A 14,260-nucleotide genomic window follows, 5' to 3' on the forward strand; every position below is an offset into this window, starting at 1 on the left:
GTTATACTTTTACTTATTGTTGCAGTTTTTGTATTTATGAGATTTGCCCCAGTTTTTGGTGGCGTGCCAGATATTAAAAGCCAAAAGCTGATAAAGGCTTCGCCAAATTTTAACGGCAAAGTTTTTATAAATTTAGAGCCAACGATTGATATGGTAAAAAATAATCCGCAAGCATCTATGCTAAATTTCGTCCGCCAAGCACTTTTTCCACCAAAAGGTAAGCTACCAACTAAGCCTTTACCAAATTTAAAATTTGACGCAAATGCCTTGAAAAACGGCGAGTTTATCTGGCTTGGGCACGTTAGCCTCATCTGCAAGCTTGATGACAAAACTATCATCACTGACCCAGTTTTGCACCGAGCATTTCCACTACCAATTGGCGGTAAGCCCTTTACCTACGAGTATGCTATCACCGCTAGTGACTACCCAGATGTGATCGACATCGCCCTCATCTCGCACGATCACTACGATCATCTTGATTACAAAACAATACTTGAGCTAAAAGATAGAATTTGCAAGTTTCTAGTGCCGCTTGGTGTAAAAGCTCACCTTGTAAAATGGGGCGTTGATAAAGACAAAATTTATGAGTTTGACTGGTTTGGTGATCAAAAAATAGGAAATTTAAACTTCACGTTTTGTCCTTCAAGGCACTTTAGTGGGCGCACATTTAAAAGAAACACGACGCTTTGGGGTGGCTGGGCGATTGAAGAGGCTGGCTTTAGCTTTTATTTTAGCGGAGATGGCGGATACGGCAAGCATTTTAAGATGATAAATGAGAAATTTGGTGCCTTTGATCTAGTTTTTATAGAAAATGGCGCTTACGGCGATGGCTGGCCTTACGTGCATATGAAGCCAGAGGAGTCGGCGCAAGCACTAAAAGATCTTGGTGCTAAGCTTGGTATGCCGATGCACTGGGGCAAATTTGATCTATCTTATCACGCTTGGGATGAGCCGATCAAGCGTTTTGAAAAGGCAGCGACAAAACTTGAGCTAAACTACGCAACGCCGATGATCGGAGAAGTTTTCACTACCCAAAATCCGCCTAGAAAAAAGTGGTGGGAGAAAATTTAGGAATAAAATTTGCTCTAAATTTTAAAATCCAAAAGGAAATGCTGATGAAAATTTCTGAAAATTTAGCAAATCTAAAAAATGTCATCGATAAAGCTGTAAAAAACGACCTTGATATGAGCGCAACTGGAAGCTTTTTACAAAATTTAGAAAAAGCAAATAAAGAGACTGAAAAAATTTATAAAAAGCTAGAAAAAGAGTTAAAAAGAGATGCACAAATGTTTAAACAATTTGACTTCATGCAGATGATAACAAAGCTTCAATACGGCAACCTAAAGCCAAATGAACGTGAAAAACTGCTCAATAAAATGAGCAAGATCGCCAAGGAAATTTAGCCGTTTAGTGTGATTTTACGCTAGCTAAATTTGGCTGTTTTGCGTAAATTTATGTGGTTTTTTGCTGAGTAAATTTGCTTAAAAAATCAAATTTACTCGTTTAGAGGCTGTTTTCATCTTCACATTTGCCGTCTTTTCTTTTCTTGCACACTAAGCGCGTATGACACTATCAATGCACAAAATTCCAGCAATTTTTAGAATTTCATGAACGAGTAATTTCGGCTCTGATTTTAGTGTCAAGCTTTGTGAGACCTAGAATTTATGGCTGAAAATTTTGTAGATAGTGTCTTAGGTGATCAAAGCTCTATAAATTATAAAAATTATCACGCACTAGGTGAAAATATAGGTTCTCTTGGAGCAGCTGGTAAAGCAGCCATAAAGGTAGGTAATAAGTTATCGAATGTAAATTTAAGTAAAAAAGGTACAACGGCAGATAAAACAACAAATAATAATCTAAATTCTAATGGCAATGACGGAATAATTGTTGCTGAGGGTAAGAGTGTTAAGATAGATATAAATAAACACATACAAGGAACCAATGAATATAAAACAGCCAATCAAAATGGCGTAACAAGAAGTATTTTAACAGAAGATGTAGAAAATCTTTTGCCAAAATTTGGAACAGGTCAAAAGGTGAATAGTGTAGAAATCGGATTGGCTGGTTCAAAAGAAAGAATAGATTTTGGAAAAGTAATTGGTTATTATATAGATGAAAATGGTAACAAATTGTCTACCACAAAAGGAATAGTTCATTATGGTAAAAATGGTGCCCATATTGTTCCTAGTAATCCAAATTGATAAGGGATTTGTATGAATGAAATAATTACTAAAATTTTATCATCCACAAAGAGAGCATTAAATGGCGAGACTACACAAAATATGCGTGCTGTTTGTTTATGTAACATTGGAAAACGACATAATAAAATTATTATTTATATATAATGGAGATATTACAGATGATGATTTGGATAATGTAGGATATATTTCTAGTTTAATTATTGCAGATTTTAATGAATACTTGATTGATGAAAAAGCAATAAGAATTGATTATCCAAATTTATTTTCTGTGCCGCAAAATTATTTTTTGGCATATAAAGGACAAGGATTAGAAAATGACTAAATTCATAAATTTATCTTAGCACTTATCATTTTTATTGTAACTGGTTGTAGAGTTTCTCCAAATTTAAATAACACTAATGCAGATAAAGGAGCAAACGCAGGGTATAAAATAACCACAAGCGCAGATACTTATAATAGGCAGCTTCATCAAAGAGAGATAGACTTTATAAACAATAAAAATAACATAGCAAGCTTTAAATCAAAGCTTCAAACTACAACAAATAAAAATTTATAGCGATGATGAAGCAAAATCTATCCTAGCAAAAGTAGCGGTATCTTTAACGGATAAATCATTTAATGAAGCATATAGACGAAGTCTAAGCTCAAATGATCTTTACGATATAGAACTAGCAAAGAATTTCATAAAACAAAGTAGCTTTTATAATACGAGCCTAGATAATACGAATGCCTTTAATCCTAATAAGAAGCAATACGAGTATAGGTATATCTATGCTTCAAAGGCATATGAAAATTCAGATTTTTACAAAGATAATTTGTATATTAAAACAAACCCCGGCATATTAGATTATACAAAATCAACCGTGTATGGCCTAGGTGGATTTGTAGTAGGCGGACTTGAAGGACTTGCTGATTTAGGAAATATTATCTTACATCCAGTAGATGCTATAAACGGTTTAAATAATGCCTTTTATCATCCTATCCTAACAGCCAAAAATGTAAATGCAAACATACAAAAATCAGTAGTCAATTCTTGCGAGCGAATGGAATTTTAAAATTTGTAAAAAAGAATAAATTTAAAAAAGAATTCACATACCTATTTATATATGTAAATTTACCAGATAGAATTTAAGAGCCAAAGAGGCTCTTAAATTTTAGTGTAGTTCGCTCCAAACTTTGCGTTTCCAAAGCCAAGCAAAAATTCCTAATATAAAGAAGTAGATCATGACATAAAGCCCTGTGCTCTCGCGCTCAGCCTTCTTCTTGTCACCTACTTTTTGGATATAAGCTACCACGTCGTCTTCAGCGGCTTTATTTAAACCAACTCTTGGCATTGCGGTACCTGGTAGCATCTTTTGAGTATCATTTATAAATTTATGTAAATACTCATCGCCTTTTGAACGAATCATCATAGATAGATCAGGCGGGTTTGAGCCCATATAAGTTGAAAGGCTTACTTTGTTGCTAAATGCATATTTTTTGTCATATTTTATATCATGACATCTTTGACATGCATCAGCGAAAACCTTTTCTTCAGTGATCTTATTATTTGCCTTTTCATAATCAGCAGATACCTTTTTCAAATAAGCTACTATATCAGCAGTTTCAGCATTTATATCGCCACCAGTACCCATAAATGCAGTCATCGGAAATGGATGCTCATCGTTAAATTTATGAGTTAGCTTTAAAGCCATAGTTGGATTTTTAATAAGTGCGGCCAAGAATTTATCGTCATAAATTTTACCAGCGGTACTAAGATCTGGTGGCACTACACCAAAGCTTTGACTAGCTGTCTCAGCATCCATACCAGCTGGCATACCTGCTGCTTCTATACCGTGACATCCTGTACATCCTGCTGCTACAAAAGTGTCAGCACCCTTTGTAGCGTCACCTTTTGTAAGGTCGATAGAGTTAATGTCATTCCAAAATGCTGTATAGTCATCAAGAATTTTTTGTGCTACTTCTACATCTTTTGTAGCCGCGTCTATACTTGCCTTATTTCCGCTAGCCTTAGCAGTCTCAAGAGCTGCCTTTTTTTGCTCTAAAAAGTGCTTTGCATAGTCAGTATCTTCTTTTGAGAAGTTATACTCGGCATTTGCAGTATGAGGATGAAGTTTTGTATGAGCATAAGGCTCGATACCCCAATATAAAACACCTGAAAGAATAACAACAATGGCAAAAATTTTAAGCTCTTTCATGATTAGCCCCTTTTTCTTTCAAGTATTGTTATAACTGGCAACGCAATTATAAATAAGAACAAGAATAGCAATGATGAATAAAATCCTATCCAGTCATTATAACCACCTGTTGGGAGCTTGCCATATATAGATAAAACGATAAGATCGACAACTAAGACCCAAAACCATATAAAAAATAGTGGTCTTTTGTGAGCTGGAGCTACAAGGTCGCTTCTATCAAGAAGAGGTATAAGCATAAATGCAACACCCGCAAATGCAAATGCGATAAGACCGATATTATAAGCAGAAATTCCAGCTATATCAAAGAAGAAGCCACGTAAAATTTCATATTGCCACAAGAAATACCACTCTGGGTAGATATGTGGTGGGGTTTTTAGTGGATTTGCTGGCTCAAAGTTGATAGGATCCATTGCAAAATTGAAGTGATAGCAAACAAGATAGATGACAAATATCATAAAGAATGATACATACATAAAGTCTTTTGCCAAAAATCCTGGCCAAAATGGTATAACTTTAGATTTTGCTCTATCGCCGTGTAGATACTCTTGTGCCTCTACTTCAAAGTCTATATCTTCGCTTGTTAGGTTATTAACGTGTGGAACTCTTAAAGAGTAGAAGTGAATAACCAAAACAGCTATTGTTACAAGTGGCAATAAACAAACATGAAGCATAAAAAATCTAGTAAGTGTTGAGTCGCCAACTGCGTAATCGCCTCTAATCCACTCAACTAAAGCATCACCAATAACTGGCACACCGCCAAAAAGCTGAGTGATAACAGTTGCCGCCCAATAGCTCATCTGTCCCCATGGGAGCATATAACCACTAAATGCCTCTGCTGAAAAACAGATAAACAACACCATACCACTTATCCAAATGACCTCTCTGCCTCTTTTGTATGAACCATAGTAAAGTCCAGTAAGCAAGTGAATATACATAATAAGAAATATCGTAGAAGCTGAAACTGCGTGAATATGACGCCAAAGCCAGCCATACTCGACCTCTTGCATGATAGTATAATTTACGCTATCAAATGCTAAATTTACATCTGGTTTGTAATACATTAAAAGTAAAAAACCAGTAACGATTAAGAGCATAAAAAGCGTTGTTAAAATAACGCCCATTGCCCAAAGGAAATTTATATTTTTTGGAATCCAGTATTCGCTAACTAGAACCTTCATAAGTTTTGTAAAAGCTAGGCGTTGATCAAGCCAGTCAATAACGCCAGTTGATTTATGAGCTAAAGACATTGCTATCCTCCTAAGCTTTTGCTACTAATTTTTCGTATTCTGGGCTTGTTTCGCCTAGAACTAGCTTGGTTCCATCGATCTTAAATGGTGGTATATCAAGTGGTCTTGGAGGAGGTCCGTATGTTTGCATTCCGTCGGCATTAAATTCGCCGCCATGACAGGCACATACAAACATTTGTTTACTTGCTTTATACTCAGGTATACAGCCAAGATGCGTGCAAAGTCCGATAAGAACTACATATCTAGCATCCCCTACGACAACATCTCTTTTGTCATTTTTAGCCATATCAGGACTTTTTTTAAGGATGAAAATAGGCTTTTTACGCCACTCAACCTGCCTCATTTCTCCATCTTTGATCGGACTTAGATCAACTGTTGTGAAACCAGCAGCTTTTACACTTGGAAGCGGATCCCAAGTCTTTTTAACAGCCACTAGTGACATAGCGCCGCCGACAGCTGCCACAGCACCAAACGCAAGGCCGATAAAGCTACGTCTTTCTTGCTTTACTGACATTAAATTCCTTTCTATAAATAAATTATTAACGATTATACTCTCAAAAAATTAAAAAAGTATAATTTCTAAATATAATCTGCAAAAATAATGTTAATTTTAACTTAAACGTAAATCTTGATTTTAAGATAAAAATTTTAAGCTTTATGGCTTTTTGAACTAAACCAAAAATCAAAATCAGCCAAGCCTTTTCTCATTCATCTTTATATAAATATGTAAGATATCAATCGCAGCTGGCGTGATACCTGAGATTTCACTCGCAGCAAAGAGCGTCGGCGGTGCAAATTTCTCAAGCTTTTCGACCACTTCATTACTAAGACCACTCACACTTCTAAAGTCAAAATTTTTAGGAATTTTTACATCCATCATATCTTTCATTTTTTCTATTTGATTTTTTTGCTCATTTATGTAGTGCTGATATTTACACTCGGTTAAAATTTGATCCACACTCGCATCATCTAAATTTGCAAATTTCTGATCAAGCTTTCTTAGTTTCTCAGCTGTAAAGCTCTTGCGTGCGACAATCTTTTGAAGGCTCACATTTTGGCTTATTGGCTCTTCATCAAGGCTAGCTAAAAGCTCTAAATTTTGCTTGCTCGGTGTAATTTGAGTATTGTTTAGGTAAGCAAGTCCATCTTTTAAATTTTGCCTGATAGCTTCAATTTCATTAAAAGTCTCGTCATCAATAAGTCCAAGCTCATGGCCATATCCGCCAAGCCTTAAAATGGCATTTTCCTCACGCAAAAGCAAGCGATACTCCGCCCTACTCGTAAACATCCTATATGGCTCTTTTGTCCCTTTTGTGACAAGATCATCGATCAAAACACCGATATACGCCTCATCGCGGCGCAAGACAAGTGGCTCTTTATTATCAAGTGAAAGCGCTGCATTTATGCCAGCCATTAGCCCCTGAGCGCCAGCCTCCTCGTATCCAGTAGTGCCGTTTATCTGCCCAGCCAGATAAAGACCTTTTACTTTTTTAGTCTCCAAACTATGTCTTAGCTGTGTTGGCTCGACGTAATCGTATTCGATAGCGTATCCATGCCTTACGATTTTTGCGTTTTCAAAGCCTTTTACGGAGCGTAGCATCTGCACTTGCACTTCATAAGGCAAGCTAGTCGAAAAGCCGTTTATATAGTACTCTGTAGCTTCAAGTGTTTGAGGCTCGATGAAAAGATGGTGTCTGTCGCGGTCGCCAAAGCGGTTTATCTTATCTTCGATACTAGGGCAATATCTTGGTCCGATGCCCTCGATCTGACCTGTAAAAAGTGGCGCTTTGTCGAAATTTGAGCGGATTATCTCATGTGTGGTTTCGTTTGTATAGGCGATGTAGCATGGTAGCTGCGTTGGGGAGAAATTTTTAGTTCTAAAGCTAAATGCAACTGGCTTTGCGTCGCCATCTTGCTTCTCTAAAATTTCAAAATTTATCGTTTTCGCGTCGATCCTTGGGCATGTCCCAGTCTTTAGCCTGCCTAAATTTAGCCCAAGCTCTCTTAGACTGCCGCTAAGATCTTTTGCACTTAGCTCGCCCACGCGGCCAGCTTCTAGTTTGTTAAATCCAACGTGAATTAGCCCGTTTAAAAATGTACCAGTGGTAATTATCACCTTTTTTGCGTTATAGATGTTATTCAGGTGGGTTTTAACGCCAGTTACCTCGCCATTTTCGCTTAAAATTTCAGTGGCGATCTCTTGAGAAATTTCTAAATTTGGCGTATTTAAAAGCAAATTTCTCATATAAACTCTATATCTATCCATATCGATCTGAGCGCGGCTACCACGTACTGCTGGACCTTTGCTCTCATTTAGCACGCGAAACTGGATACCAACAGCGTCAGTTGTAAGTCCCATTTGGCCACCAAGCGCGTCAATCTCTTTTACAAGATGTCCCTTCGCAAGGCCCCCAATGGCTGGATTACAGCTTGCAGCGCCTATTTGCTCGGCTAAGATCGTGATAAGTAAAGTTTGCTTGCCCATTCTAGCAGCCGCAAGACTTGCCTCAATGCCTGCATGTCCGCCGCCAATGACGATTATTTCATAGTTCATGATAAATTTTTCCTATTTTTTGATTGCGTGATTTTATCCAAAAGCATATAAAATTTAAATTTTTTAAAAATTTTTATTACCAAATTTAATGTAGAGTTTTTTATTAATAATATTTTAAATATTTTGCTGTTAGATTTACAAAATTTTTAAAATCACAAAGGTATTTCTATGATGAGTTTATTAAAAGTTGCTGGCTTTTTGCCCTACCTTGCGATCGCATTTTTAAATGCAAGCGTCGATCTAGCGCACAAAATAACCATACAAAATGTTCTTTTAAAAACATACGATGGCGACATACTTTTTATCTTAACAGCCGTCATAAACGCAATGATCTTGCTACCATTTATTTTTTTATTTTCGCCCTCAAGCTTTATAAATGATAAATTTGCAAAAATAAAAGTCATAAGAATTTGTGCCATTTTTGGCGTTATTATCAGCGTCGCGGTGCTTTTTAGCTATCTTGCAGGTGCTTTTGGCGTGGCATTTGCGCTCACGCTCATACTAGCCGCTCAAAGTGCGATCTACTCACCAGCAAAATATGGCATCATCAAAGCCCTAGTCGGCCCTGAGCGCCTTGGCACAGCAAATGGCATTATTCAAGCGCTCACCATCGTTGCGATACTTTTTAGCTCATTTTTATTTTCATTTATATTTGAAAATTTATACATCCAAGGTGAAAATTCAGAAGAAATTTTAAAAAGCGTCTATCCTATTGGTATCTTTTTAGTCGTATTTAGCGCACTTGAAGCATATTTTGCTTATAAGTTACCTTGCATCGATGAAAAAGACGAAACAAACGAAAATTTTGATATTAAAAAATATATTCGCCTTAGCTATTTAAGAGAAAATTTAAAAGAAGTAAGGTCAGATAAAAATATCTGGCTAAGCATCGCTGGACTTAGTATATTTTGGGGAATTTCTCAGATCATCATCGCAGCTTTCCCGGCTCATTACAAAGCCGTTTTTAACGACGACAGCTCGCTAGCGGTGCAGGCGATCCTTGCAGCAAGCGCCATAGGCATCGCATTTGGCTCATACGTGGCTGGCTCTATGTCAAAGCTTCACATCGAGCTTGGCATCGTGCCGATGGGCGCTATTGGTATATTTTTCTCGCTTTTATTTTTCGCATTTGGCTCAAGCATCGGCGTAGTTAGCATTAGCTCATTTGCATTTGGCTTTTTTGGTGGAATTTTTATAGTGCCGCTAAATGCGATGATCCAGTACTTTGCCCCGCAAAAGACCACTGGCAAGATAATGGCGGCAAACAACTTCTTGCAAAACGTCTCAATGCTGCTATTTCTAGCCATTGGCATAGGCTTAGTGTATTTTGAAGTATCAACCACTGGACTTTTTGTCTTTACAGCGCTTGTTTGCCTAATCGGCAGTTTTTACGCCATTTTACAGCTTCCACATCTTTTTACAAGGCTACTTTTATTGCCATTTTTAAAGACAAAGTACCACTTTTTTGTTGAGGGACTTCAAAATTTACCACAAAGTGGCGGCGCATTACTTCTTGGCAATCACATCAGCTGGATCGACTGGCTCGTGCTGCAAGCTGCAAGCCCAAGGGGCATAAGATTTGTCATGTATAGAACTATCTATAACAAATGGTATCTAAAGCAAATTTTTAAATTTTTTAAAGTGATCCCAATAGGCGCAGGGGCTAGCAAAGAGTCGATCGAGTTAGTTAGAGAGCGCCTAAAAAATGGCGAAGTGGTCGCACTTTTCCCAGAGGGTCACATCAGCTACAACGGCCAGATAAATGAATTTCAAAAGGGCTTTGAGCTTATCATCAGAGATCTAGAAGAAATTTGCATCGTGCCATTTTACCTTCGTGGCCTTTGGGGATCTAGCTTTTCAAGAGCTAGTAAATTTTATAAAGACCTCACTTCTAAAAATGGCAGACGCGACATCATCGTCGCCTTTGGCAAACCAATAACCACATTTATAAACGCTGCAAAGATGAAGCAAAAGGTGCTTGAACTTAGCTTTTCATCGTGGGAGAGCTTTATCTCAAGGCAAAAACCACTAACAAGCGAATGGCTAAATAACGCAAAAGAGGATAAATTTAAAGAGTGCGTGAGCGATAGCACTGGGCTAAATTTAAGCAACTTGAAATTTATAACAGCTGTTTTAGTCTTTATCAAAATTTTCAAACGCGAACTAAAAGATGAGAAAAATATAGGCATCTTACTGCCTAGCTCAAGCATCGCAGCAATAGTAAATATGGCACTTCTTGCAATGGGCAAAGTGAGTGTAAATTTAAACTATACGCTTAATGTTACCTCGCTAAATCACGCCCTAAGAAAGGCAAATATAAATACAGTCATCACCTCTAGCAAATTTCTTGAAAAGCTCGCACTTAAGGGCTTTGATCTAAAAGATGCGATGAGCGGCAAGGCTAAATTTGCAGAAGATCTCTCGGCCAGCGTCTCAAAAAAAGAGAAATTTTTAGCGCTTTTAACGGCATTTTTTGCCCCAACTTGGCTTATTAAGCTTTGCTATTTCAAGCGTGTAAGTTTAAAAGATACGGCTACCATTTTATTTAGTAGCGGCAGCGAAGGCGAGCCAAAAGGCATCGAGCTAAGCCACAAAAATTTACTTGCAAACATTAAGCAAATAAGCGAACTTCTAAATTTCAAAAAAGATGATGTGATCTTAAACTCACTCCCTGTTTTTCACTCATTTGGCCTAACAGTCACCACGCTCATGCCGCTTTGCGAGGGCATAAAAATGGTAAGCGTGCCTGACCCAACAGACGGAGCGACTATTGGCAAAATGGCCGCAAGACACAGCGCTAGCATCATCTTTGGCACCTCAACGTTCTTTAGGCTCTACACCAGAAACAAAAAGCTTCATCCGCTGATGTTTCAAAGTGCCAGAATGGTCGTAGCTGGGGCTGAAAAGCTAAAACCTGAGATAAAAGATGAGTTTAGGCTCAAATTTGGCATAGAAATTTATGAAGGTTATGGCGCGACCGAAACTGCGCCGGTAGCTGCTGTAAATATGCCAAATATCCTAGAAAAAGAGAGCCTAAAAGAGCTTACATTTAATAGACCTGGCAGCGTTGGCATGCCTCTACCTGGCACTATCATCAAGATAATCGACCCAGAGACGCTTGAAGAGCTAGAAACTGGCACAGACGGCCTCATCGTGATAGGCGGATCGCAGGTGATGAAGGGCTATCTAAACGACGAGACTAAAACAAGCGAGGTCATCACGCATATAGACGGCGTAAGATACTATAAAACTGGCGACAAAGGCCACATCGATGAAAACGGCTTTGTGTTTATCGTAGATAGATACTCAAGATTTGCCAAGATAGGCGGCGAGATGATAAGCCTTGGAAGCGTCGAAGAAGAGCTTGCAAAGGTACTTGGGGGAGACGTAGTCTTTAGCAGTGCAAACGTGCCAGATAGCAAAAAGGGCGAAGCGATCGCACTTTTAGTAAAAAGTGGCACAGAGCCTGAGAATATCGAGCAAATTTTAAAAGAGAGCAGCCTAGCTCCTATAATGATGCCAAGCTATATATTCATCGTTGATGATATACCAACACTTGCAAGCGGCAAGGTTGATTTTAAGGGGGTAAAAGCTCTAGCGGTCTCACTTTTAGCGGAGTGAGGCGCCGCCCTTTTATTTTTGTGATAAAATAACGCCAAAATATTACCTAGATCGCAGTTGCGACTAACATTTGCATAAATCTTAAAAATTTTCTGCAAAGAGTTTTGTATAAAAATTTCTATTGCTTTTTAAATTTGGTGCAATTCGTGTGATTGTTTGCTAAATTCTACCTTTATAAAATTTTACTGGCAGATCATAAAAGATGACGCCATACGAATAGAGAATAAATGGGCTATAACGTAGAAAAAAGTAACAAAGAGCTGCTAATTAAGATAAATTTTGCCCTAAATAAGCTTAACAAAGAAGGGGCTTTAAGCGAAATTTTGCTTAAATACTTCGGCAAAGATATTTTTAAATAAGGAGAATCAATGAATTTTAAGCCCATTTTTGGCTTGATCGCAGGTGCTTTTTTAGCTTTAAATTTAAATGCTTCAACTATCAAAAAAGGCGAACTTACCGTCGCAACTGAAGGCACTTACTCACCTTACTCATTTTATGATGAAAAGGGCGAGCTAGTAGGATATGACGTAGATATTGCAAGAGCAGTAGCGCAAAAGCTAAATTTAAAAGTTGAGTTTCTAACAGCTCCTTGGGATGCGATGTTAGCTGCATTTGACGCTGGTAAAGCTGATGTTGTTTTTAACCAAGTTAGCATAAACGAAGATAGAAAGAAAAAGTATGGTATGAGCGTGCCTTACACTATGCCATATCCGGTAATTGTCGTGCATAAAGACAATAACGACATCAAAAGTTTTGCTGATCTAAAAGGCAAAAAGAGTGTGCACTCTGCGACTAGCAACTGGGCAGCGATAGCCGAGAAAAACGGCGCAACAGTGGTCGTAGCTGATGGCTTTAGCAAAGGCGTGGAGCTTATCATTTCAAAAAGAGCTGATGATACGATAAATGACAACGTCACTTTTTATGACTATATCAAACAACGCCCAAATGCACCACTAAAAATCGCATACACAAGCAACGAGCCGATGCCAACAGCTGCAATCATTAAAAAAGGCAATACTGAGCTACTAGAAGCGATAAACAAAGCACTTGATGAGCTAAAAGCCGAGGGCAAGATAAGTGAAATTTCGATGAAATATTTTGGAAAAGATATTTCAAAATAATTTTAAAGCCAATAATTTTATTGGCTTTAAAGCAATTAGGATAAATTTTGAGCGAAAAAAATATAGATGCAACTAAAGATATAGATTTTATAAATAAAACAGTAATAGACAATATAAAATTTACATATATTGCTAAAAGCAATATCCATGGTTTTGGTCTTTTTTCTGACAGAATTTTAGACAATGGCACAATACTTTGTTTTTTAGACGGACAAGTAATGAGCTGGAATCACTATGATGAAATAGCAAAGAGTATAAATTTAGGAAAATATCAAAAATATATATTTATGGAGTGGAATGCGCTTAGCAATGATACCTTGCTTGTAAGAGCTTTTAGAACAAAATATAGTTATATAAATCATTCAAATATACCAAATGTAGAGATTAAATATAACCCAATTCGCATAGAAACCATAAAACAAATAAATAAAAATGATGAAATTGTTATAGACTACAATAAAGAGCCATTAAAAAAAGAATATCTTAGTGATAAAGAAAAAGGTTTTTTGTGATACGTTTTAAAATCACTATTATTCAGCCAATAGAAATCAATATACAAACGCTAATAAAGTTTTTTGATACAAAGATAAATATTGAAAATTTTAAAAAATATGAAAATATTAAAGCACCTTATTGGAAACAAACCATGGATGAACTTTTTAATCTATATAGTTCATTTATAATTTTAGATAGCCGACTTATCAATTCTGAAGTTTTAAAAGAAGAACTAAAAAATAATTATTTTAATATCAATGATAAATTTAACATATCTGATTTTTTAGATGGCAGCGACTTAAAAACATACTTAATGTTTGACTATAGACTATTTCAATTTTGTATAGCATATGAACTAGGTTTTGTTTTGCCACTAAATAATATAGAAGACGTCACAAGGATTGAACAAGATAAACTAGATTTTTATAATTGTATTCGCAATATCTTCGTTAAAGAAACCGATAGCTCTTATCTGCCATCTATTATTTTAAATTTACAAAATAACTTGATAATGGAAGCAAAAAAATTTATAGCTGTAAATTTTAATCTAAAAGATAGTATGGACAGCCTTAAAATACTAAATAATAGTGGAAACATAACAAATGTAGCTATATTAGAAAACTTAAATGATAAAGAATTTGAAAAATACTCAAATTGTTTATTAAATCTAAATTCATTAGCTGAAAGAAATCAAACCTATAGTTCGCCAATAAAAATAAAAACAGTAAATTCAAAATATGATAATTTATATTTTTTCAATGGTCGCTTTCATACGATAATATTACAAAATCAAAAAGACGAATACAGATATATCCCTATACAG

At 36.6% G+C, this 14,260-nt stretch carries 14 protein-coding genes; 10 read left to right on the forward strand and 4 right to left on the reverse strand.

What is annotated here, in order from left to right; translation table 11 throughout:
* From FZ940_RS03250 to FZ940_RS03275, 5 genes are all read left to right on the forward strand, one after another.
* A partial coding sequence (locus tag FZ940_RS03250) for an MBL fold metallo-hydrolase (RefSeq protein ID WP_148821581.1) occupies positions 1 to 1,071 on the forward strand: 1,071 nt, incomplete at its 5' end.
* A gap of 44 nt (positions 1,072 to 1,115) precedes the next feature.
* Positions 1,116 to 1,403: a hypothetical protein gene (locus FZ940_RS03255; RefSeq protein WP_148821462.1), complete on the forward strand. Its 288-nt coding sequence runs from the start codon at positions 1,116 to 1,118 to the stop codon at positions 1,401 to 1,403.
* Between the two features lie 261 nt (positions 1,404 to 1,664).
* Positions 1,665 to 2,201, forward strand: coding sequence for a polymorphic toxin type 50 domain-containing protein (locus tag FZ940_RS03260; RefSeq protein ID WP_107793290.1), 537 nt, complete (start codon positions 1,665 to 1,667; stop codon positions 2,199 to 2,201).
* A 61-nt stretch (positions 2,202 to 2,262) separates the two neighbouring features.
* Positions 2,263 to 2,523, forward strand: a complete 261-nt coding sequence (locus FZ940_RS03265; RefSeq protein WP_148821463.1) for a MafI2 family immunity protein — start codon at positions 2,263 to 2,265, stop codon at positions 2,521 to 2,523.
* Between the two features lie 493 nt (positions 2,524 to 3,016).
* Positions 3,017 to 3,256 carry a hypothetical protein gene (locus FZ940_RS03275; RefSeq protein ID WP_107793288.1) on the forward strand — a complete coding sequence of 80 codons (240 nt, stop codon included), beginning with the start codon at positions 3,017 to 3,019 and terminating at the stop codon, positions 3,254 to 3,256.
* A 99-nt stretch (positions 3,257 to 3,355) separates the two neighbouring features.
* Here FZ940_RS03275 and FZ940_RS03280 read toward each other — a convergent pair whose 3' ends face one another.
* The 4 genes from FZ940_RS03280 to mnmG all read right to left on the reverse strand — a co-directional run bounded on the left by FZ940_RS03280 (position 3,356) and on the right by mnmG (position 8,200).
* Complete coding sequence (locus tag FZ940_RS03280) at positions 3,356 to 4,399, reverse strand: c-type cytochrome (RefSeq protein ID WP_107812090.1); 1,044 nt, start codon at positions 4,397 to 4,399, stop codon at positions 3,356 to 3,358.
* 2 nt (positions 4,400 to 4,401) lie between these two features.
* Positions 4,402 to 5,646, reverse strand: coding sequence for a cytochrome b (locus FZ940_RS03285; RefSeq protein WP_084041924.1), 1,245 nt, complete (start codon positions 5,644 to 5,646; stop codon positions 4,402 to 4,404).
* Between the two features lie 10 nt (positions 5,647 to 5,656).
* On the reverse strand, positions 5,657 to 6,160 hold the full coding sequence (petA, locus tag FZ940_RS03290; RefSeq protein ID WP_021091707.1) for a ubiquinol-cytochrome c reductase iron-sulfur subunit: 504 nt from the start codon (positions 6,158 to 6,160) through the stop codon (positions 5,657 to 5,659).
* A gap of 174 nt (positions 6,161 to 6,334) precedes the next feature.
* Entirely contained in the window at positions 6,335 to 8,200 is a 1,866-nt protein-coding gene (mnmG, locus tag FZ940_RS03295; RefSeq protein WP_148821464.1) for a tRNA uridine-5-carboxymethylaminomethyl(34) synthesis enzyme MnmG, read from the reverse strand.
* 168 nt (positions 8,201 to 8,368) lie between these two features.
* Between mnmG and FZ940_RS03300 the strand changes: the two genes are divergently transcribed.
* The 5 genes from FZ940_RS03300 to FZ940_RS09420 all read left to right on the forward strand — a co-directional run.
* On the forward strand, positions 8,369 to 11,821 hold the full coding sequence (locus tag FZ940_RS03300) for an acyl-[ACP]--phospholipid O-acyltransferase (protein WP_148821465.1): 3,453 nt from the start codon (positions 8,369 to 8,371) through the stop codon (positions 11,819 to 11,821).
* 227 nt (positions 11,822 to 12,048) lie between these two features.
* Positions 12,049 to 12,180: a hypothetical protein gene (locus FZ940_RS03305; protein WP_262367587.1), complete on the forward strand. Its 132-nt coding sequence runs from the start codon at positions 12,049 to 12,051 to the stop codon at positions 12,178 to 12,180.
* Between the two features lie 9 nt (positions 12,181 to 12,189).
* Entirely contained in the window at positions 12,190 to 12,942 is a 753-nt protein-coding gene (locus FZ940_RS03310; RefSeq protein ID WP_148821466.1) for an amino acid ABC transporter substrate-binding protein, read from the forward strand.
* Positions 12,943 to 12,989: 47 nt separating this feature from the next.
* Positions 12,990 to 13,454, forward strand: a complete 465-nt coding sequence (locus tag FZ940_RS03315; RefSeq protein WP_148821467.1) for an SET domain-containing protein-lysine N-methyltransferase — start codon at positions 12,990 to 12,992, stop codon at positions 13,452 to 13,454.
* A partial coding sequence (locus tag FZ940_RS09420) for a hypothetical protein (RefSeq protein WP_187422128.1) occupies positions 13,451 to 14,260 on the forward strand: 810 nt, incomplete at its 3' end. The genes FZ940_RS03315 and FZ940_RS09420, both read left to right, overlap by 4 nt.

This window comes from Campylobacter concisus (genome assembly GCF_902460415.1).
In the GTDB taxonomy this organism is placed as follows: domain Bacteria; phylum Campylobacterota; class Campylobacteria; order Campylobacterales; family Campylobacteraceae; genus Campylobacter_A; species Campylobacter_A concisus_Y.